Raw genomic sequence first — 21,035 nt, forward strand, 5'->3', positions numbered from 1 at the left:
GAACCCCCAGGACGAAGGACATGTTTCCCCGCGAAGGCGGGGATCCAGACTGGGCTCCCGCCTTCGCGGGAGAACAAGGGCAGGGTGCGTACGATTATGATGTCCAACTGAACTTCGAGACGGCGTGGGCATCGCTCTAGTCCGGATCAGCGCAGTCTCCGCGGGTCGGCCACGACATATTTTATGTGCTTGCGATCATAGGTGTAGGTGATCCGGACCAACCCGTCGCGCGTCTGGATCACCGCGGGATAGGCGTAGCCGTCGGGCAGCGGCTTGCTCTCCAGCGTCAGCACCGGATGCCAGCGCACACCGTCGTCCGACAGCGCAAGATTGAGCGGCCAGCGCGGCCCATCGCCGGGACGGTCGGGCCAGTGACCGCTGTGATTGTACACGATCAACTGTCGCCCATCGCGCAGCGTCACCGCATCGGTGCCCGCGTTCGGGTTGGGAAGGTCGATCGCGGCGAGCGGCGACCAAGTGCGGCCGGTGTCCTTCGACCAGCTCATCGCGAGCGCGCCCTGCCGCGTGCGGGCAACGAGTTCGAGCCGCCCGTCGGGGTAGGACAGCACGCTCGGCTGGATCGCCTCGATATGCATCGGCGAGGGAATCGGCGGCTCGACCGTCCAGTGCGCGCCGCGATCGGTGCTGCGTTCCATGCGGAGCGACCAGCGATTAGCCTCCGCTGTGCCCTCCTCGCGGCTCGATGGCGATAGCCAGCTGCCGTCGCGCAGCACGACGGGCTTGTTCTTGATCGGGCCGAGGACGCCATCGGGCAGGCGCTCCGGCTTGCCCCAGCTACGGCCCTCGTCCGTCGAGCGGAGCATCATCCCCCACCAGTCACGCGGGTTCGGCCCGACCTTGTAGAACAGGCGGAGGTCACCGGGGGCGGGCTGGAACAAGACCGGGTTCCAGGTGGGAAAGCGATGACCATCCGCGCCGATCCCGTTCGCCACCGGCTCGGGCGCAGTCCAACCGTCGCCCACGCCGCCGCCGTTGCGCGACGTCCAGATGCGGACATCGGCATTGCCTTCGCCCGATCCGGCGAACCAGGCCGCCATCAGGCTGCCGTCGGCGAGTTGCACGATCGTCGACGCGTGCGCCTGCGGGTAGGGGGCGTGCGCATCGATCAGTTCGGCCTCAAGGATCGCATCCGATGCGGCGGATCGCGCGGCGTTGTCGGGAGCGCCAGCCCCCGACAGCAGCGCCGCCAGCCCGATGATCGCCGCCTTCACGGGGACTTACGCCCGCCCGCGGATCGCCGCGATCCGTTCGTCGACGCGCCGTTCGAGGATCGTCAGCGGCATCGCGCCTTCGAGCAGGATGTCGTGGAACTGCTTCAGGTCGAACCGGCTGCCGAGCGCCGCCTTCGCCTTGGCCCGCGCGCGCGTCCAGGCCATGTGGCCGACCTTGTAGCTGCACGCCTGACCCGCCTGGGTGCAATAGCGCTCGACCTCGCGCAGCGTCCGCGGTCGCGCGAAGCCGGTCGTCGCGACCATGTAATCGGTCGCCTTCTCGCGGCTCCACTGCTTCGCGTGGATCCCGGTGTCGACCACCAGTCGCGTCGCGCGGAACAGGAACGACTGGAGATAGCCGGCACGCTCCAGCGGCGTCGCATAGGCGCCGAGTTCGTCCGCCAACTGCTCGGCATACAGCGCCCAGCCTTCCGAATAGGCCGAGAAGAAGCCGATTTTCCGCAGCGTCGGAATGTCCTTCGATTCCTGCGCGAGGCTGATCTGGAGATGATGCCCCGGTACGCCCTCGTGATAGGTCAGCGACGGCAGCGTGTATTTCGGCCAGTCGCCGACGTCCTTCAGGTTGACGAAATAGATCGCCGGTCGGCTGCCATCGAGCGAGGCGCGATTGTAATAGCCGTTGGCGGCGCCGTCCTGGATCTCGACCGGGACCGCACGAATCTCGAGCGGCTGCGTCGGCACCCGCGAGAACGCCTTGGGCAGCTTGGTGTACATCGCCTTGATGCCCTCGTTCAGCCCGGCGATCAGCTCGGTGCGCCCTTCCGCGGTGTTGGCATAGAGCTGATCGGGCATGACGTTCAGCTTGGCGAGCCGCTCGCCGACCGTGCCCGTCGCATAGCCCTGCGACTTCAGGATCGTGTCGAGCTGCGCGGTGATCTCGGCGACCTGCGCCAGACCGATCCGGTGGACCTCGTCGGGGCTCATCGTCGTGGTGGTCGCCTGGTTGAGCGCCATCGCATAGATCGCGTCGCCGTTCGGCACGCGCCAGATCCCGTCGCCGGGCTTTGTGGTGGGTTTCAACCGCTCGATCAGCGCGATCTGGCGGTCGAGCGCGGGATAGACCTTGTCGTCGACGATCTTCGCAGCGCGTGCCTGCCAGTCGCCGGCAAGGCCCTTGGCGGCGGTGCGCTTGACCAATGACTGGACGATGCTCGACGTCGCCGCCGGCTGGCTGCGCAGTTTCCGCATCTGGCCAAGCGTCAGGTCGAGCGACCAGCCGGGTGCGAGCAGGCCGCGTGTCGCCTCGGCCTGCTGCATCGCGCTTTCCTGATCGAGCACCGTGCCGAACTGGTCGAGCCGCGCCAGATACGCCTCGGCATCGGGTGTCGCCACGATCGTATGCGCGGTGTTGAGGAAATCGGGCACCTGGAAATAGGCGCCGCCCTGCTGGAAGATCCGGTAGGGGCGGATCGGGCTGTCCATGCCGAATTTGTCGGGCGCGGCGATCTGCGTGCTCAGCGAATAGCGCACCACTTCGAGGTTCAGCTTGGCCGCCGGCGAGAGTCCTGCACCGTCATAGCGCGCCAGACTCGCCAGCGCGGCCTTGGTTTCGGCGACATCGCTGGCACGTTTCTCGGGCGTCCGCGGCGAGAGCTGACTTTTCAGCGGCGCCAGAGCCCCCTTGTCGAGGCCGAGCGAGGTCGCGAGTTCGGGCGACCGCGTCACAGTCTGCTGGAAGATCCGCTCAAATTCGGCGTTCAGCGCGGCGTCGCCGGTTGGCTGGGACAACGCAGCCGAGGGAAGCAACGTGGTCGCGAGCGCGGCTACGCCTCCTGAAGCGAGAAACTGACGACGATCCATGACGAACTCCCCCGTGATATGTCGCCTTATCCTAGGCGAACACGGTATTGGTTTGCCAGTGCGGCGTGCCGTCGAAATCTCGTCCTGGCCAGCGGAACCACATCCTGCGCTGGCGGTTCAAACCTGAAGACCAGCGGGGTGTTGCTCCCCAAAAACCACTCGCCGGTCACCCGTGTGCGTATCGAGACCAGCCGTGCCTAATAGATCGTCCAAGCCGTCGAACGACGTGCGATTGCGCCAAGTCGGCGAGGTTTTGCGGACGTCGTGGCAGACGCCGACCGATACGATGATCACGGACGATCTGCCGACTTTGCTGACGTTGCTGTCCAAAGTCCCACGGCGTTCCAGGCGCCCCTGAGACGCCCGAATAGGGAAGCCAGTGCGGGAGCAAGTTGCGCCCCCGCACCGATAGTGCCGGTCAGGCTTTCGCCTTCATCGCCTCGATCAGTTTCTTGACTTCCTGGCTCCGGCCGCGCGGCATGATCAGCACGTCGTTGCCGCTCGCAACGACGATAAGGTCCTCGACGCCGACCAGCGAAACGCGGATACCATCGCTGCGGACGAAGCAGTTCTGCGTGTCGATCGCCAGGACATGACCCTCATTGTCGCTGCGATGCGCGTTGCCGCTCGCGTCGAGATCGCTGATCGCGTGGAGCGCGTCCCAGCTGCCGACATCGTTCCAGCCCATGTCGACGGGCACCACCGCAACGCGGTCGGCCTTTTCCATGACCGCGTAATCGATTGAGTCGTCGGGCGAGGCGGCGAAAGCGGCGGCATCGGGATAGATCCGCGTGCCTTCGATCCGCGCCTTGTCCATCGCCTCGCTGGTCGCGACCAGGATGCCCGGATTGAACTGCGCCAGCGCCTCGAGATAGGCATCGGCGAGGAACAGGAAAATCCCGCCGTTCCAGGCATGATCGCCGCTCGCGAGCATCGACTGCGCCTTGTCGAGCGGGGGCTTCTCGACGAACCGCGCGACCCGATTGACCCCGTCCTGCAGCGGCTCGCCGATCTGGATCCAGCCATAGCCGGTCTCGGGCGCATCGGGCGCGATCCCGAAGGTGACGAGCCAACCCTGCGATACGAGCGGCATTGCCGCCTCGATCGCCGCATGAAACGCGGCGACGTCGCCGATCACGTGGTCGGACGGCATCACCAGCAACGCGTCGCCACCGCCACCGGCCGATGCGGCTTTCGCGGCGAGTGCGGCCAGTGCGATCGCGGGTGCGGTGTTGCGGCCGGCGGGTTCGAGGATCAGCGCCTGCGGGGCCGCGCCGGCATCGGCAAGCTGCTGCTCGACCAGATCGGCATGGCGCGCATTGGCGACGACGATCGGTGCTGCGTAGCGCTCGCCCAGCGCCCGCCCGGCGGTCAGCTGCAGCATGGTCTCGTCCGCCGTCAGTGCCAGCATCTGCTTGGGCATTTCGGGGCGCGACATCGGCCAGAGGCGTGTACCCGAACCACCGGACAGGATAACGGGGACGATCGTACGTGCAGTCATGAGTCCTCCAGATTTCGGCGAGCTATAGCGACGAGCCCGCGCTTGCCAATCGTCGAATCGGTCATTTCGTCGCACAGTCTTCAGGGTTTTTTGGTATTTTGCTGCGAAACCCGGTTCAGGTGTCGGTGATATTTACAGAATACGTGTCGGGATAGCGTGGGATGATACGGCTCTTCAAACACTATGTGCCTCATACCGTGCTTCTGCTCGGACTGGTCGATCTCTGCCTGCTAATCGCCTCCGCGGAAATCGGCTGGGTCGTCCGCGCGCATCAGATCGGCATGGCGGTCGCACCGATCCATACGCGGATCGCGCAATTGCTGACGTTTGCGATCGCGCTTCAGGTGTCGCTGGTCGCGGTCGGCGCGTACGGGGTCGCCTCGTTCCTGTCGCTGCGGTTTGCCGCGGCGCGGCTCGCCGTGGCGCTGGCGCTCGGCGTGATCGCGCTGTCGTTCATATTCTTCCTGGTCCCCGCGCTGAGCTTCTGGCGGTCGAATCTGCTGTATTCGACGATCATCGCGACGGTGCTGCTCGTCACGGTCCGTGCGCTGCTCGGCAAGACGCTGGGCGGCGATACCTTCAAGCGTCGCATCGTCGTGCTCGGCGCCGGCGCCCGTGCCGCGCGAATCCTGCAGTTGTCCGAACAGCCCGGTATCAACTTCGTCGTCGCCGACTTCGTGGCGATGGGCGAGCCCAACCAGGTGATCGACGACGCGAGGCCGCGCGCCGATATCCCCAATCTGGCCGCGCATATCGTCGATCGTAACGCGAGCGAAGTCGTGCTTGCGCTCGACGAGCGCCGCAATGCGCTGCCGATGAAGGATCTGCTGCGGGTCCGCACCACCGGAGTCCAGGTCAGCGAGATCTCGACCTTTCTCGAGCGCGAGACGGGGCGGATCGACCTCAAGAGCGTCAATCCGTCCTGGCTGATCTTCTCCGACGGGTTCGCGTCGAGCCGGATGCTGTCGAGCGTCTTCAAGCGCGCCTTCGATATCGTCGCGAGCGGGCTGCTGCTCGCACTGACGCTCCCGGTGATCCTTCTCACCGCGCTGGCGATCAAGCTCGAGTCGAAAGGCCCGGCCTTCTACCGCCAGCGCCGCGTCGGGCTGTACAACGAGGGGTTCGACATCCTGAAGCTGCGATCCATGCGCCAGGATGCAGAGGTCGCTGGCACCGCGGTCTGGGCAGCGGAGGACGATCCCCGCATCACCCGGATCGGCCGGTTCATCCGGAAAGTCCGGATCGACGAACTGCCACAGACCTGGACCGTGCTGAAGGGCGAGATGAGTTTCGTCGGCCCGCGTCCCGAACGTCCGCAGTTCGTCGAACAGCTCGAGGAACATCTGCCCTTCTACGCCGAACGCCATATGGTGAAGCCCGGCATCACCGGCTGGGCGCAGATCAACTATCCATACGGCGCGTCGATCGAGGATGCCCGGCACAAGCTCGAATACGACCTGTATTATGCGAAGAACTATTCGCCGTTCCTCGACATGCTGATCTTGTTGCAGACCCTGCGCGTCGTGTTGTGGCCGACCGGCGCGCGGTGAGCGCCGGGTGAGCACATCGTGAGCGGCACGCTGATCCTGTGGAGCCACGCGCTGACCGCGTTGCTGTTCGGCACGCTGGGTCTGGCGCAGCTGCGCGGCGCGCGGGGCGCGAGCTGGGGCGTAGGGCGCTGGGCGCATCGCGCGTTCGTCGTCGCGCTGTTCGCGACGAGCCTCTGGGGATTGGCGGTAGCCGGGATCGATCCGCGCGACGTCGCGACGCGGATTGCCGAAAGCGTCCGCAACATCGCCTGGCTGGTGTTCATGATGGCGCTGGTCCGGCACGATCGCGCCGGCAGCGTCGCGCTGGGCGCGGTCTACTGCGTGGTGATGATCGTCGCCGGCGCCAGCGCGGTGCTGGCGGTCCTGCAACTGGCGCCGGTCCAGGCCGACGCGCGGGTCGCGCTGGAGTCCGCGCGGCTCGTGTTCCGGATGATGGCGGCGGTCAGTGCGCTGGTGCTGGTGCATCATCTGTATCAGGCGGCGCCGGCATCGCGCGGCGGCGTTCGGCTCGTGGTGCTCGCGCTGGCCTCGATGTGGAGCGTCGACCTGCTGCTGTTCGCCGCGCGTTACGTCCAGGGGGACTGGTCGATCGCCCTCGTGATCCTTCGAGGCGCGGTGATGGCGGGTGTGGCGGTAGTGCTCGCGATCGCGGTCCATCGCAGCGGCGACTGGACGCTTGCGCTGTCGCGGCCGATCGCGGTCCGGGCCCTCTCGGCGATCGCGCTCGTCCTCTACGCTGGCGCCACCGCGCTCGCGACCAGTGTCGCCGCAAGCTATGCCGGGGGCTCGTTGCGCATCGTCCAGACCGCGATCGTGTTCGGCGCGACCGCCGCGCTGCTGGCTTTGGTTTCGACCCCGTGGCTGCGCGCCTGGACCAAGGTGAAGGTCGCCAAGCATCTTTTCCGGCATCGCTATGATTATCGCGCGGAATGGCAACGCTTCACCGACACGCTCGGCAAGCCGGGCGGCGGCGCCCAATCGCTCGAGACGCGGGTCGTCAAATCGATCGCCGATCTTACCGATTCGCCCGGCGGCCTGCTGCTCGTCCCCGATAATCCCGATAACGACGCGCTCGCTCTGGGAGCGGCGTGGAACTGGACCAGCGTGTCCGACGGTCCGCCGGACGCCGCGCTCGCGCGCTATCTGTCGGAGGACGCGCGGATCGTCGAACTCGACGGGGTGCGCGCCGGAACCTGTTCCGCAGGCGAGGCGGCGAGCGTTCCAGACTGGATCCGCGCGTCTCCAGAGGCGTGGGCGATCGTGCCGCTGGTCCATGGCGGCGCGCTGGTCGGCGCGATCGTGCTCGCGCGTCCGCCGGTCGACCGCGCGCTCGACTGGGAGGATTTCGACCTGTTGCGCGTCGCCGGGCGGCAGGCGGCAAGCTATCTCGCCGAGGATCGCGCGCATGCGGCGTTGGCGGACGCGGCGCGGTTCGACGAGTTCAATCGCCGCTTCGCGTTCATTCTCCACGACATCAAGAACCTCGTCAGCCAATTGACGCTCGTCGCACGCAATGCTGAGCGTCATGCCGACAATCCCGCGTTCCGGGTCGACATGGTCGCCACGCTCAAGGATTCTTCCGATCGCATGAATGCGTTGCTCGCCCGTCTATCGCAACATGGCCCGGTCCGCCCCGAGCCGCTGCAGCCGATCGACGTCGGCGCGATCGTCGATCAGGTCGTCACCGCACGGCGCGCGCAACACCCGATCGCCGCACGTGCGGTTTCGGCGTTCGCGCTGGGTCATGCGACCCGGCTCGAACAGGTGCTCGGCCACCTCGTCCAGAACGCGATCGAGGCGAGCGGCGCGCAGGATAGCGTCCTGCTTTCGGTCGAGACCATCGGCGCCCACATCGCGATCGACGTGGTCGATCATGGCTGCGGGATGACGCCCGGGTTCGTCCGCGATCATCTGTTCCGCCCGTTCGTCTCGTCCAAGCCGGCCGGGTTCGGGATCGGCGCGTTCGAGGCCCGCCAGCTCGTCCACGCGATGGGCGGCACGCTCGAGGTCACCAGCCGCGAGGGTGAGGGGACGCGGTTCCGCATCTTGCTTCGCGTCGCCGATCGGCTGGAGGCGGCGGCATGAGCGAAGACCGGACGTCGCGAGCGTCCACACCCTTGCCCGTGCTGCTGATCGTCGAGGACGATGCCGGCCTGCAACGTCAGCTTCGCTGGGCATATGAGGGGTATGAGATCGTCGTCGCGAGCGATCGTGCGCAGGCGCTCGACGCGATCCGCGCGCATGAGCCCGCGGTCGTGACGCTCGATCTCGGCCTGCCACCCGACCCCGACGGCGTTAGCGAAGGGTTCGCGACGCTACGCGATATCCTGGCGATGAAGCCCGATAGCAAGGTCATCGTCGCCTCTGGGCATGGCGCCCGCGAGAGCGCGCTGCAGGCGATTGCGGATGGGGCTTGGGATTTCTACGCCAAGCCGATCGACATCGACGCGCTCGGCCTGATCGTCGGCCGTGCGTTCCATGTCCACGCGCTGGAAGCCGAGAACCGCAGGCTTGCCGCGCGGATCGGTCCCGGCGGCTTTGGCGGTCTGGTCACCGCATCGCCCGAAATGGCGGTCGTCACGCGCACGCTCGAGCGAGTCGCCCCCGCCAATGTCTCGGTGATGCTGCTCGGCGCGAGCGGGACCGGCAAGGAACTGCTCGCACGCGGGCTGCACGACGCGTCGCCGCGGTCGCGCGGCAATTTCGTCGCGATCAACTGTGCGGCGATCCCCGAGACGCTGCTCGAAAGCGAATTGTTCGGCCACGAGAAGGGCGCGTTCACCGGCGCGGTCAAGACCACCGAGGGCAAGATCGAACAGGCCGCCGGCGGTACGCTGTTCCTCGACGAGATCGGCGACGTCCCGCTCGCGCTTCAGGTGAAGCTGCTGCGGTTCCTGCAGGAGCGCGTGATCGAGCGCGTGGGGGGGCGGAAAGCGATCCCGGTCGATACCCGGATCGTCTGCGCGACGCATCAGAATGTCGACGCGATGGTCGCCGCCGGCCGGTTTCGCGAAGACCTCTATTACCGTCTCGCCGAGATCGTCGTGCGGATACCGCCTCTCGCCGAGCGGACCGGCGACGCGGTATTGCTCGCGCGGCATTTCGTCACGCGCTACGCCAAGGCGATGAACCCCGCTGTCACCGGCCTAGCCCCCGACGCCCGCGCTGCGATCGACGCCTGGGGCTGGCCCGGCAACGTCCGCGAACTCGAGAATCGGATCAAACGCGCGGTCATCATGGCCGATGGCAAACTGGTCACCGCCAGCGACCTCGATCTCGACGGCGCCAGCGAGGAAACGGCCGCGCTCAACCTGCGGGCCGCGCGCGAACTGGCCGACCGCAAGGCGATCCGCCAGGCGCTCGCCCGCGCCGATGGCAATATCTCGAGCGCATCGCGGTTACTGGGGATCAGTCGGCCGACGCTGTACGATCTGCTGAAGAGCTACGATCTGCATGGCTGAGCCGATCTATCCGCTGTTGCGGCGGCGGCGCAAACGCCGCTTTCGGATGGCGAAGGCGTTTGCGGGCAACCGGACCCGCGTGCTGGCAATCTGCATGCTGGGTTTCGTCGTCGTGCTGGTCGGCATCGCGGCGGCGATGCGACCGGCGCAGCCGACCGCGGGTCAGTTGCTTGCCAACAGCCTGAAGACGCTCGACGCCGGCAATTACAGCGCTGCACGCACCTATGCGCAAAGGGCGATTGCCGCAGAACCGAAATCGGGAATCGCGCATGCGGTCCTGGCGCGCGCATTCCTCGAGCTGGACGACGGGATCGCGGCGGAAACCGAACTCGCGCGGGCGACCGCCGAGGGACTTCCCGCAGATCGACTGCATCAGCTTTGGGCGCATGCCCGCCTGTTGCGCGGCGATCCGAACGGCGCGCTGGTCGAAGCCGCGGCGACCCAACCCCGCTATGCCGGGTACGCCGCGCGGGTGCGGGCACGGGCGCTCGCGGCACTGGGACGTCCCGGCGAAGCGGTGGCGGTTCTCCAGGCGCTGCTTGCACGTGCGCCGACGGACGCTGCGGCCTGGACCGATCTCGGCCGGATCAGCCTGACCGGTGGCGATGTCGGCGGTGCGACGATCGCCGCAACGCGTGCGGTCTCGCTGGATCGGCGCCGACCCGCGGCGCTCGTGCTGCAAGGCGACGTCGTCCGCAGCCGCTATGGCCTCGTCGTGGCGCTGCCCTGGTTCGAGGCGGCGTTGCAGCGCGATGCCTATTATCCGCCGGCGCTGATCGACTATGCCGCGACGCTCGGCGATGCAGGGCGCAACGCCGACATGCTTGCCGCCACGCGCCATGCGCTTCTCGCGCGTCCCGGCAGCCCGATGGCGTTGTATCTCCAGGCGGTGCTCGCCGCGCGTGCCGGACGGATATCGCTGGCGCAGGCGCTGCTCCGCGATACCGGTGGCGCGATCGACGACCTGCCGGGCACGCTCCTGCTGGCTGGCAATTTGGCGTTTGCGGAAGGGGTTTACGCGCAGGCGGCGGCATCGTGGCGCAAACTCGTCCGGATTCAGCCGTCCAGCATCGTCGCTCGCCGATTGCTCGGAGCCGCGCTGCTGCATGTTGGCGATGCCGGCGGGGCGGTCGATGCGCTGCGACCGGTCGGCGTGCGTGCCGATGCGGACAGCTATTCGCTCACGCTGATCGCGCGCGCTTTGGAGGCGGCGGGCGACCGGGCCGCGGCGGCGGTGTTCCTCGACCGCGCCGCATCGACCCCGATCCGCGTCGCGGTCGCCACTGAAGACTATCCGGGCGCTATTGCCCGCGCGCGCGCGCTCGTTGCGACAACGCCCGGTGCGCCCGCGGCGCAGCTGGCCTTGGGGGATTCGCTGGCGGCGGCGGGGCGTTTTGCGGAAGCCGCCGGGCCCTATGCGCAGGCCGCCGATCTGTCGTTCGACGAGCCGACCATGCTGCGGCTCGTCGATACGCTGGCCCGTGCCGGCCGGGCGCAGGATTCGGCGGCAACGCTCGTCCTGTACCTGTCGCAGAACCCGCAGAGCCTCGCAGGCGCGCGCCTGCTGGGACATCTTCAGGTCGCATCGGGCGAATGGGACCGCGCGATCGAGACTCTGGAAAGCGTCCGCGCCCGCGTCGGCAACCAGGACGGCGGTGTGCTCGCCGACCTCGCGCTGGCCTATGCGGGCAGCGACGATGGCGCGATCGCGGTCCGCTATGGCCGCGCTGCCTATGCGTTGTCGCCGATGCGCGCGGCGGCGGCCGATGCGTATGGCATCGCGCTGGCCGCGAACGGCGATCTGGCGGGGGCGCGTCAGGTGTTGATCAAGGCGACGCACCTCGCCCCCACCGACGCCGCGATCGCCGGACATCTGCGCCAGCTCGACTGATCGTCAGCGCGTGGGGACGCTTGTCTCTGGCGTTTCGCGCGGCCAATAGCGGCGCATGACCGACCCGCTGGACCGTATCGCCGCCGCGCTGGAGCGCCTGTCGCCACCGCCGCCGCCCGCCGCCGATCCACGCGCGCATCCGGCCTATGTCTGGAGGAGTGGCGCGCTGGTGCCAGTCCGCGGCTTCGCGCCACTGTCGCTCGACCGGCTGATCGGCATCGACCGGCAGAAGGCGGCGTTGCTCGCCAACCTTCGCCGTCTCGCCAGCGGCTACGCCGCGCAGGACGTGCTGCTGTGGGGCGCGCGGGGCACCGGCAAGTCGGCGCTGGTCAAGAGCGCCGTCGCCGCGATCCAGGCGGACGCCAGCGATCTCGCGCTCGTCGAAGTCTCCGACCTGACCGGCCTGCCGATGCTGTTCTCGACGTTAGCCTCAGTCGATCGTGCGTTTGTGGTGTTCGTCGACGATCTCGGCTTCGACGTGCCGGCCGAGGCGCGTGCGCTACGCTCGATGCTCGAAGGGGGCAGCGAGCCGCGCCCGCACAATGTCCGCCTGCTGGTGACCGCGAACCGGCGTCATCTGGCGCCCCGCGACATCGCCGAACAGGAAAGCGCGATCAATCCGCGCGATTCCGCCGACGATCATCTGGCGTTGTCGGATCGCTTCGGGCTGAGCCTCGGCTTCCATGCGCTCGACCAGGACGGCTATCTGTCAATCGTCGCCGGCTATGCTGCGGCGTACGACCTGACGTTCGACCCCGCGGACGCGATCGGCTGGGCCACGCGACGCGGCAGCAGATCGGGCCGCGTCGCGTGGCAGTTCGTCGTCGATCTCGCCGGACAGGCCGGCCGCAGCCTTTGACCTAGCTGCTGCCCTCGACCTGTTCGGCCAGTTCGAGCCAGCGCAACTCGGCCGCTTCCTTCTCCGCCCGCGCCGTCTCGATCGCCTTCGTCAGCTTTGCGAACGTCGCATTGTCGCGCATGTACAAATCCGGCTTGGCGAGCTTCACCGCATCGGCCGCCATCTGCTTGTCGAGTTCCTCGATCCGCTTCGGCAGCAACTCGTAATCGCGCTGGTCCTTGTACGTCAGTTTTGCGCGGGGCGCCGATGCCGGTGGGGCGGTCGCTGCGACCTTCTTCGACGCGCGCTTGCCGGTGGTCGTCGAGGCGCGGCGCTTTTCCCAATCCTCATATCCGCCGGCAACGACGTCGACCGTGCCCGAGCCGTCGAGCCCGAGCGTGATCGTCACGGTCCGGTCGAGGAAGTCGCGGTCATGGCTGACGATCAGCACGGTGCCGTCGTAATCGCCGATCACTTCCTGCAACAGATCGAGCGTCTCGAGATCGAGATCGTTGGTCGGCTCGTCGAGCACGAGCAGGTTCGACGGCTTGGCGAATTCGCGCGCGAGCAACAGCCGCGACCGCTCGCCACCCGACAGCGAGCCGATCTTCGCGTCGACCATGTTCGGGTCGAACAGGAAGTCCTTCAGGTACCCGTGGATATGCTTGCGCACACCCAACACATCGATCCACTCGCCGCCGTCGACGACGACTTCGCGCACCGTCTTCTCGGGCGCCATCAGGCTGCGCTGCTGGTCGATCACCACCGCGTCCAAGGTTTGCGCGAGCTTGATCGAGCCGCTGTCGGGCTGGATCTCGCCGGTGAGCAGCTTCAACAGCGTCGACTTGCCGGCGCCGTTGCGGCCGACGATGCCGATCCGGTCGCCCCTGGTCACCCGCAACGTGAGATCGCCGATGATCGTGCGGTCGCCATACGCCTTGGTGACGTGCTTGGCGTCGATCACGACCTTCGACTTGGTGTCGTCGCTGCTGGTCGTAAGGTTCGCCGAGCCCTGCGGCCCGATCATCGACGCGCGTTCGGCGCGCATTTCGTGCAGCTTGGTCAGGCGCCCCTGGTTGCGCTTGCGCCGCCCGGTGACGCCGCGAAGCAGCCAATGCTCCTCCAGCTTGAGACGCGCGTCTAGCTTCTCGGCTTGGCGCTGTTCCTCGGCGTACACCTGTTCGGTCCACGCCTCGAATCCGCCGAAACCGATTTCCGCCCGCCGGATCGCGCCGCGATCGAGCCACAGCGTCTGCTTGGTGAGCCGCGTCAGGAACGTACGGTCATGGCTGATGACGACGAACGCGCCGCGGAAGCGCTTGAGCCAGTCCTCGATCCACTCGATCGCACCGATGTCGAGATGGTTGGTCGGCTCGTCGAGCAGCAGCACGTCGGGGTCCTGCGCCAGCGCACGGACGATCGCCGCCCGCCGCCGCTCGCCGCCCGACGCCGATGCCGCCTCGCGCGACAGGTCGATGCCGAGCTGATCGGCGATCGAATCCGCCTCGTAGCCGACCGGCGCATCGTCGCCGCCCATCACGTAATCGCCCAGCGTCGCGAAGCCGCGCAAATCGGGCTCCTGCTCCAGGATCACGACGCGCGTGCCGGGGACGATCGTGCGCCGCCCCTCGTCGCCTTCGATGCTGCCGCCGAGCAGTTTCAGCAAGGTCGTCTTGCCGGCGCCGTTGCGGCCGATCAGCGCGAGCCGGTCGCGCGGGCCGATGTGGATGTCGAGATTGCGAAAGAGCCATCCCGAGCCCTGGACGAGTCCGAGGCCTTCGAATGCTAAGATTGGTGCTGCCATGTTCGCGCCACGTAGGGGGGCAAGGTGATGCAGGCAAGTTACACCGTAAGCGTAACCTGCGTCGGCAGGATGATCGCTCCCATTCACAGGCTGTTCAATGCGCAGGCTCTATGCCACGCCCATGAAGATGTTGCTTCTCCTTGCGGCCCTGGCCTCGGCGCCCGTCATGATCGCTGCTGGCCCCGACCAGCGTCGTGGCGACCAGATGTCCGCGTTCCAGGCGCGCAAGACCGGTGGGCTCTCGCTGCGCGAGATCGAAGCGCGCGTGATCCCGACGATGAAGGGCGCGCAGTATCTCGGCTCGGACTATGATTCGGGCAGCGCCATTTACACGCTGAAATTCCTGCGCGATGGAACCGTCATCTGGGTCGACGTCGACGGCCGGACCGGCCAGATCGTCGGCCGCACCGGTCGCTGACCTTTTAATCGAGAGGACTATCATGCGCGTTCTGATCGTCGAGGACGAGCCGAATCTCGGCCAGCAATTGAAGAACACCCTCGAGGGTGCGGGCTACGCGATCGATCTCGCGGTCGACGGCGAAGAGGGGCATTTCCTCGGCTCGACCGAGAATTACGACGCGGTCGTGCTCGATCTCGGCCTGCCCGAGATCGACGGGCTGACCGTGCTCGATCGCTGGCGCAAGGAGGGCAAGACGATGCCCGTGCTGGTGCTGACCGCGCGCGACAGCTGGTCGGATAAGGTCGCGGGTCTCGATGCGGGTGCGGACGATTACGTCGCCAAGCCGTTCCAGAGCGAGGAGCTGATCGCGCGTCTGCGGGCGCTGATCCGCCGTGCGTCGGGCAACGCCTCGTCCGAGCTGACGGCGGGCGATATTCGCCTCGACACGCGCAGCGGCAAGGTGACGCGCGCTGGCGAGCCGGTGAAGCTGACCGCGCAGGAATACAAGCTGCTGAGCTATCTGCTTCATCACAAGGGCAAGGTCGTCAGCCGTACCGAGCTGATCGAGCATATCTACGATCAGGATTTCGATCGCGATTCGAACACGATCGAAGTGTTCGTGACGCGCATCCGCAAGAAGCTTGGCCAGGACGTGATCACGACGATCCGCGGCCTCGGCTACAGCCTCGAAGATCCGGACGCCTGATCGTCCGGTCATGGACAGCGCGCCGGTAACAGATCCGCTCAAGACCGACACACCGATCCGTGTGCCGGCTGCGGTCAAGGGATCGCTGTCGCGGCGCATGATCCTGATCGCGGCGGTGTGGATCGTCGTGCTGCTCAGCGGCGGCGGGTTCGCGCTCGATCGAGTCTTGTCGCAGGCGGTGACGCGCAATTTCGACGATCAGCTCGAATATGTCCTGCGCTCGCTGCTCAATTCGTCCGAGATCGGGCCCGAGGGCGAGGTGATCTTCACCCGCGACGCCGCTGCGGACCAGCGCTTCGTCGAACCGTATTCGGGGCTCTACTGGCAGGTGTCGGGCAGGGGCCGCGAGGATTTCCCGTCGCGGTCGCTCTGGGATCGGCGGCTCGCATTCGGCGGCCCGCACGACGACCGCAACGCGCATTTCTACGACAGCACGCAGTTCCCCGACGAGAAGCTGCGGATCGTCGAACGCGATGTCGTATTGCCCGGTTCGAAGATCCACTGGCGGTTCCAGGTCGCACAAAGCCGTGACGGGCTCGACGCGCAGATTACCACCTTGCGCCGCACGCTCGTCCGCAGCTTCGCACTGCTCGCGCTCGGGCTGATCGTGATGGCCGCGCTGCAGACCTTCTACGGGCTCTGGCCGCTCCGCCGCGTGCGCGAGGAGATCGCCCGGATGCGCGCCGGCCAGTCGAACCGCGTGTCCAGCGCGATGCCGGTCGAGGTCGCGCCGATGGTCGAGGAACTGAACGCACTGATCGAGCACAACGAACGCCAGGCGGAGGAGGCGCGGCGCCACGCCGGCAATCTCGCGCACGCGCTCAAGACGCCGCTGACCGTGATCATGAACGCCGCCACCGCGCAGTCCGACGACCTCGCCGACACGGTGATCCGCGAAGCGCGGACGATGCGGCGGCAGGTCGACCATCACCTCGCGCGGGCCCGGGCGGTCGGCCGCCGCGGATCGGCGCACAGCCGCGCGGAGGTGTGGCCGAGCCTCGAATCGGTCGAGCGCGCGGTCGGGCGGCTGTACCGTCATGTCCGCATCGACGTGACCGGCCCGCGCGGGTTGCAGGTGCATGTCGAGCGGCAGGATCTCGACGAGATGCTCGGCAACCTGATCGAGAACGCCGCGAAATACGGTGGCGGCAGCGTGTTCGTGACGGTCGGCGCGCAATCGGGGTTCGTCGAGTTCCTGGTCGAGGACGACGGTGTCGGCATCCCGGCGGAAGAACGTGTCCGCATCTTCGACCGCGGCGTGCGACTGGATACTGGGAAGCCGGGGACGGGGCTCGGGCTCGCGATCGTGCGCGACGTGGCGGAGATCTACGAGGGGACCGTGGCGCTTGAGGAAAGCGAGGATCTCGGCGGGTTGCTGGTGCGGCTAAGGTTGCCGGCCGCGAACTGACGCCGCTTCGATCCTCCCCCTGGCGGGGGAGGATCAGGTGCGATCAGCCCCGCGGGCGCGCCTGTCGATACGTCCCCAACACCCGCAGCCATTTCGAGTGGAACCCCAGTTCCTCCAGCGCATGGTCGAGGTTCGCGTCGCCCGGCTTGCCGACCACGTCCGCATAGAATTCGGTCGCCGAGAAGCTGCCGTTGCGCTGGTAGCTCTCCAGCTTGGTAATGTTCACCCCGTTAGTCGCGAACCCGCCGACTGCCTTGTAGAGCGCTGCGGGAACGTTCCTCACCTCGAAGATCAGCGTCGTCATCCACTCGCCCCCGACCGGCTCCTGCGCCGCGGGGGGCTTGCCGCCCCGTGCGAGAACCACGAACCGAGTCGTGTTGTGATCCGCATCGGCGATGTCGGTCGCGAGCAGCTCCAGCCCGTACAGCCCGGCAGCGGCAGGTGGCGCGAGTGCCGCGATCGCAGGATCGGCGAGTTCGGCGACCTTGGCGGCGGCGCCCGCAGTGTCGGGATAGCTCACCGGCTCGATCCCGTGCGCCTTCAGCCAATGCCGACACTGGCCGAGCGCCTGCGGATGGCTCATCGCCTGGCGGATACCGTCGCGTGGGCCCGCCCCCATCAGCGCGTGGCGGATCGGCAGGAAATGTTCGCCGGTGATGACCAGCCCCGATTCGGGGAGCAGGAAATGGATATCGGCGACGCGGCCGTGCAGCGAATTCTCGATCGGGATGATCGCGCAGTCGGCGCGGCCGTCCTTCACCGCGTCGATCGCGTCGGAGAAATCGAAACAGGGCAGCGGCAACCCGTCCGGAAACGCCTCGATCGCGGCGACGTGGCTGTTCGCGCCCGGCGCACCCTGGAACGCGACCGCGCGCGTCGGGTCTGCCGCAGCGGCTTCGGTCATCCGCGCGACGATCGGGCGGGCGGGTGCGGCGAAGTTTTCCATGAGCCGGGCGCCTAGAGAGCCGGGGGGCCATGTTCAAGCGTAGCTTGCGGTGCGCGCCCGCGTTTTCTATGGCTGTCCCAAACAGAACAGGGGCGGACGCGCAATATGGACAATCGGACCAATACGATCGCCGGCTGGGTGCTCGCAGGGTGTGGCGCGGCGCTCGGTCTGTCGATCGTCGGCGGCATGTTGTTCCACGGCGAGCGCCCCGAGAAGATGGGCTATGCGATCGAGGGCGTCGTTGCCGAGGGCGGTGACGGTGCCGCTGCCGAAGTGCCGATCGCCTCGCTGCTGCCGACCGCCGACGCCGCCAAGGGCGCCGAAGTCTTCAAGAAGTGCGCGGCCTGCCACACGATCAACCAGGGCGGCGCGAACGGCGTTGGCCCGAACCTGTACGGCACGGTTGGTGAGGAAATCGCCAAGGGCAAGGGCGGGTACGCCTTCTCCGCAGCGCTGGCAGGGGTCGGCGGCAAGTGGGATTTCGACAAGCTCAACGCCTGGCTGACGAGCCCGCGCAAGTTCGCCAACGGGACGAAGATGACGTTCGCGGGGCTTGGTAATGCGCAGGACCGCGCGAATGTGATCCTGTATCTCAACCAGCAGGGTTCGAACCTGCCGCTCCCGGCGGCGCCCGCGGCTGGCGCTGCTCCTGCGGCGAAGGATGCGGCGGCAAAGGACCAGCCGGCGACCGCGAATGCGGCGGAGGCAGCGGCCACCAAGGGCGCGCCGACCGCCGATATCGCCAACACCGGCACGCCGGCCTCCGGCGCGCCGTCGGTCGATCCCGAAGCAGCCCGCAAGGGCGCCCGCTCGGAGAAGTAGGGCGACCAACTCCCTCTCCCCTTCGGGGTGAGGGGCAGCCAAGCAGTGCAGCGCCCGGAACAGCCCCTCACCCCAGCCCTCTCCCCGGAAGGGGGAGAGGGAGCAGAAGGGATTGCCCCCCTGGGAAGGCTCAGCCCTCCGCGGCTTCCTTCTCAGCCCGCTCACGATAGAACGACTGCACCGCGTCCCAGGCCTCGTCCGCCGTCTCGACATAGCGGAAGATCGCCAGATCCTTCTCGCTAACCACGCCTTCCTCGACCAGCGCATCGAAATTCACGACCCGCTCCCAGAATTCGCGGCCGAACAGTAGCACCGGGATCGGCTGGATCTTCCCCGTCTGGATCAGCGTCAACAGCTCGAACAGCTCGTCGAACGTCCCGAACCCACCCGGAAACGCGGCCAGCGCGCGGGCGTGCAGCAGGAAGTGCATCTTCCGCAGCGCGAAATAGTGGAACTGCACCGACAGCGACGGCGTGACGTACGGGTTCGGCGCCTGCTCGTGCGGCAGGACGATGTTCAGTCCGATCGACTCGGCGCCGACGTCGTCCGCACCGCGGTTCGCCGCTTCCATGATCGACGGACCGCCGCCCGAGCACACCACGAACTGCCGCCAGCCACGCTCGTCGCGCGGCAGCACGCTGACCTTGGCGGCGAGTTCTCGCGCAACGTCGTAATATTTCGACTTCTCGACCAGCCGCTCGGCGATCTTCTTCGACTTCTCGTCGGTCGCGAGCGCCAGCAGCGCCTGTGCCTTCGACGGCTCGGGAATGCGCGCGGAGCCGTAGAACACGAAGGTCGAGCCGATCTTCGCCTCGTCGAGGACGAGTTCGGTCTTCAGCAGTTCGAGCTGGAACCGCACCGGCCGCAGGTCTTCGCGCAACAGGAAATCCATGTCCTGGAAGGCGAGCCGGTAGTGAGGGTGCTGCGTCTGAGGTGTGGAAACGGAGTCGCGGGCGGACTCTGCATCCTGGCTGGCGTTCGGAAAAACGCGCGATGGTATGCGGGTATCTGTCATTCAGGCGCGATTAGAGGAAAGGGGCAGGGAGGGCTAGACCGCCGTTTTCCTGCGAACGCAGGAATCCAGGGTTACGGAGGAGTGCGTCCTGGACCCTGGGCTCCTGCGTTCGCAGGAGAACCTCAGCGACAGAAATTTGCATGATCGTCTTCGAGATGCAGGTGGTTGCGGTGCGCGGCGTTGTAGTCGGGGCTGAGCACTGTCCCGAACCGCCTGCACGCCGAGGCTCGAATCGTCTGGAGGAACTGCCGGACCTGTGGGTCGGGCGAGTTCCAGTCGTTCAGCACCGTGATCCGCCGCCCGTCCTTCAGCACGAAACCGCCTATGTCGATCGCGTTGGCGATCGCGTGACCCGAGCGGCGGGTGGGGCCGCGCGTGGAGCCGACAACGTTGCGACACGCGTAGCTCCCCATGCTGTCGACCCGCGCAAGTTCGCTGCCAAGCATCTGGTACGCGGCCGGCGCCACCGCGTTGCGCGTCCAGCCGATGAACGCGCGCGCTTCGCTGCATCGCACTGCGGTGAGGTTGGCGACCGGCACGCCGATATCCACGAGCTTGACCGTACCGTTCAGCCCGCAACCCGGCCCCGTCTCGCGGTCGGGCAGGACTTGGAACGACACATGGAGCGCGCGCAGGTCGGCAAAGCATTGCACACTCTCGCGGTTGCTCGGGACGGAGATGTTCGCGCGGACCGGAGTCGGCGCCGGCCGATCGGCTCGTCCGCACGCGGCCAGCGCCAATATCAGCGCCGTCGATGCCGCGTGACGCGAGAAGTTAATCGACTGCGTCATCCTCCGCCGTCTTTGGCCGAGGATGCGCCGCGCCGCCAGCCACATCGCGCTGCATCTGCGACGGGCGGCGCATCATCGTCGTCAGGGCGATCGCCAGCCCGATGTCGACGGGCAGCGTCGCCAGCGTGAACAGGTTCGCCCCGATCATGCCCTCGACCGTATTCGCACGGCTCGACAGGCTGTACTCGATATTGCCCATGATCGAGGTGACGACCCAAAGACCCCACCACCAGCGCAGCAGCGCGGGGATCGGCACCGTGTCGGGCGCCTTCGGATCGGCGCTGGCCTGCCAGGTCTGACGGACGCCATCGAACGGTTTCCACAGGCCTGCGATGGGGATGAAGAACCAAGCGACCGCCCAGCCCGGCGTGACCGTCATCGCCGGGTATAAAGCGTGCGCGTTGCGGTTGGTGAGATAGACCCATCGCAGCACCACGCAGCCTGCCGCGACGGTCGATACCGAATAGGCGAGGCTGGTCGCGCTCGTGAAGGCATCGGCGCTTCGCAAAGCGTGGGCCGACGCCATCGGACTACCGAACCCGCCGAGCGCGTTGATCGTCCCGATCGACGCCAGCATCACCGCCACGTCGGTGGCAAGCCAGAGCCAGGTCGCGATGCTTGCGATCCGCGCGAGCTTGACCGTGTCGACCATCCTGCCGTCGCTCTCATACGGATGATGCGCGATACGCCGGACCACCAGCGCCACGCCGACGACCAGGCACACGACGAGGAAGACCACGAACCAGTTGACGATCGACATGGTGGGATTGTGTCTCTTTGTTGCGCGCCACGGCGTAAACACAGCCTGTTTATGGCGCAACCGGGCTTGGCGTCGCTGCCGAACGCGGT

17 protein-coding genes are annotated in these 21,035 nt (G+C 67.2%); 9 read left to right on the top strand and 8 right to left on the bottom strand.

Annotation, left to right across the window (positions count from 1 at the left end; translation table 11 throughout):
- Window positions 1–146 precede the first annotated feature (146 nt).
- The 3 genes from ACLBWL_RS12845 to ACLBWL_RS12855 all read right to left on the bottom strand — a co-directional run bounded on the left by ACLBWL_RS12845 (window position 147) and on the right by ACLBWL_RS12855 (window position 4,554).
- Window positions 147–1,232 carry a sialidase family protein gene (locus ACLBWL_RS12845; protein ID WP_447793632.1) on the bottom strand — a complete coding sequence of 362 codons (1,086 nt, stop codon included), beginning with the start codon at window positions 1,230–1,232 and terminating at the stop codon, window positions 147–149.
- 6 nt (window positions 1,233–1,238) lie between these two features.
- Window positions 1,239–3,053 (bottom strand): DUF885 domain-containing protein, encoded by a 1,815-nt coding sequence (locus tag ACLBWL_RS12850; RefSeq protein WP_447793634.1) that lies wholly within the window; start codon window positions 3,051–3,053, stop codon window positions 1,239–1,241.
- 418 nt (window positions 3,054–3,471) lie between these two features.
- Window positions 3,472–4,554: a mannose-1-phosphate guanylyltransferase/mannose-6-phosphate isomerase gene (locus ACLBWL_RS12855; protein ID WP_447793636.1), complete on the bottom strand. Its 1,083-nt coding sequence runs from the start codon at window positions 4,552–4,554 to the stop codon at window positions 3,472–3,474.
- 161 nt (window positions 4,555–4,715) lie between these two features.
- On the opposite strand from ACLBWL_RS12855, the gene ACLBWL_RS12860 reads away from it, so the two are divergent.
- From ACLBWL_RS12860 to ACLBWL_RS12880, 5 genes are read left to right on the top strand one after another with little or no spacing between them, the layout of a single operon-like run.
- On the top strand, window positions 4,716–6,104 hold the full coding sequence (locus ACLBWL_RS12860) for a TIGR03013 family XrtA/PEP-CTERM system glycosyltransferase (protein ID WP_447793638.1): 1,389 nt from the start codon (window positions 4,716–4,718) through the stop codon (window positions 6,102–6,104).
- A gap of 18 nt (window positions 6,105–6,122) precedes the next feature.
- Window positions 6,123–8,189, top strand: coding sequence for an XrtA/PEP-CTERM system histidine kinase PrsK (gene prsK, locus ACLBWL_RS12865; RefSeq protein WP_447793640.1), 2,067 nt, complete (start codon window positions 6,123–6,125; stop codon window positions 8,187–8,189).
- Window positions 8,186–9,565 (top strand): PEP-CTERM-box response regulator transcription factor, encoded by a 1,380-nt coding sequence (gene prsR / locus ACLBWL_RS12870; protein WP_447793642.1) that lies wholly within the window; start codon window positions 8,186–8,188, stop codon window positions 9,563–9,565. Before prsK ends, prsR begins: the two co-directional genes overlap by 4 nt.
- Complete coding sequence (locus ACLBWL_RS12875) at window positions 9,558–11,456, top strand: tetratricopeptide repeat protein (protein ID WP_447793644.1); 1,899 nt, start codon at window positions 9,558–9,560, stop codon at window positions 11,454–11,456. The genes prsR and ACLBWL_RS12875 overlap by 8 nt, the downstream gene beginning before the upstream one ends.
- 55 nt (window positions 11,457–11,511) lie before the next feature.
- A complete protein-coding gene (locus tag ACLBWL_RS12880; protein WP_447793646.1) occupies window positions 11,512–12,315 on the top strand; it encodes an ATP-binding protein in 804 nt (267 codons plus the stop codon).
- Window position 12,316: 1 nt separating this feature from the next.
- Here ACLBWL_RS12880 and ACLBWL_RS12885 read toward each other — a convergent pair whose 3' ends face one another.
- Complete coding sequence (locus tag ACLBWL_RS12885) at window positions 12,317–14,098, bottom strand: ABC-F family ATP-binding cassette domain-containing protein (protein WP_447793648.1); 1,782 nt, start codon at window positions 14,096–14,098, stop codon at window positions 12,317–12,319.
- Window positions 14,099–14,219: 121 nt separating this feature from the next.
- Between ACLBWL_RS12885 and ACLBWL_RS12890 the strand changes: the two genes are divergently transcribed.
- The 3 genes from ACLBWL_RS12890 (at window position 14,220) to ACLBWL_RS12900 (ending at window position 16,612) form a co-directional block, all read left to right on the top strand.
- On the top strand, window positions 14,220–14,516 hold the full coding sequence (locus ACLBWL_RS12890) for a hypothetical protein (protein WP_447793650.1): 297 nt from the start codon (window positions 14,220–14,222) through the stop codon (window positions 14,514–14,516).
- A gap of 22 nt (window positions 14,517–14,538) precedes the next feature.
- The gene (locus tag ACLBWL_RS12895) at window positions 14,539–15,204 is read left to right on the top strand and encodes a response regulator transcription factor (RefSeq protein ID WP_056061146.1); all 666 of its coding nucleotides are present in this window, start codon (window positions 14,539–14,541) and stop codon (window positions 15,202–15,204) included.
- A gap of 97 nt (window positions 15,205–15,301) precedes the next feature.
- Window positions 15,302–16,612 carry an ATP-binding protein gene (locus tag ACLBWL_RS12900; RefSeq protein ID WP_447794392.1) on the top strand — a complete coding sequence of 437 codons (1,311 nt, stop codon included), beginning with the start codon at window positions 15,302–15,304 and terminating at the stop codon, window positions 16,610–16,612.
- Window positions 16,613–16,655: 43 nt separating this feature from the next.
- On the opposite strand, the gene ACLBWL_RS12905 is transcribed toward ACLBWL_RS12900, so the two are convergent.
- On the bottom strand, window positions 16,656–17,558 hold the full coding sequence (locus tag ACLBWL_RS12905) for a prephenate dehydratase (RefSeq protein WP_447793653.1): 903 nt from the start codon (window positions 17,556–17,558) through the stop codon (window positions 16,656–16,658).
- Window positions 17,559–17,663: 105 nt separating this feature from the next.
- Between ACLBWL_RS12905 and ACLBWL_RS12910 the strand changes: the two genes are divergently transcribed.
- Window positions 17,664–18,380 carry a c-type cytochrome gene (locus tag ACLBWL_RS12910; RefSeq protein WP_447793655.1) on the top strand — a complete coding sequence of 239 codons (717 nt, stop codon included), beginning with the start codon at window positions 17,664–17,666 and terminating at the stop codon, window positions 18,378–18,380.
- A gap of 130 nt (window positions 18,381–18,510) precedes the next feature.
- Here the strand turns inward: ACLBWL_RS12910 and ACLBWL_RS12915 are convergent, their stop codons facing one another.
- The 3 genes from ACLBWL_RS12915 to ACLBWL_RS12925 form a co-directional block, all read right to left on the bottom strand.
- Window positions 18,511–19,395, bottom strand: a complete 885-nt coding sequence (locus ACLBWL_RS12915) for an LOG family protein (RefSeq protein ID WP_447793657.1) — start codon at window positions 19,393–19,395, stop codon at window positions 18,511–18,513.
- Window positions 19,396–19,517: 122 nt separating this feature from the next.
- A complete protein-coding gene (locus ACLBWL_RS12920) occupies window positions 19,518–20,186 on the bottom strand; it encodes an extensin family protein (RefSeq protein WP_447793658.1) in 669 nt (222 codons plus the stop codon).
- A complete protein-coding gene (locus tag ACLBWL_RS12925; RefSeq protein ID WP_447793660.1) occupies window positions 20,170–20,946 on the bottom strand; it encodes a DUF4328 domain-containing protein in 777 nt (258 codons plus the stop codon). Before ACLBWL_RS12925 ends, ACLBWL_RS12920 begins: the two co-directional genes overlap by 17 nt.
- Window positions 20,947–21,035 lie beyond the last annotated feature (89 nt).

Source organism: Sphingomonas sp. M1A8_2b (genome assembly GCF_053345535.1).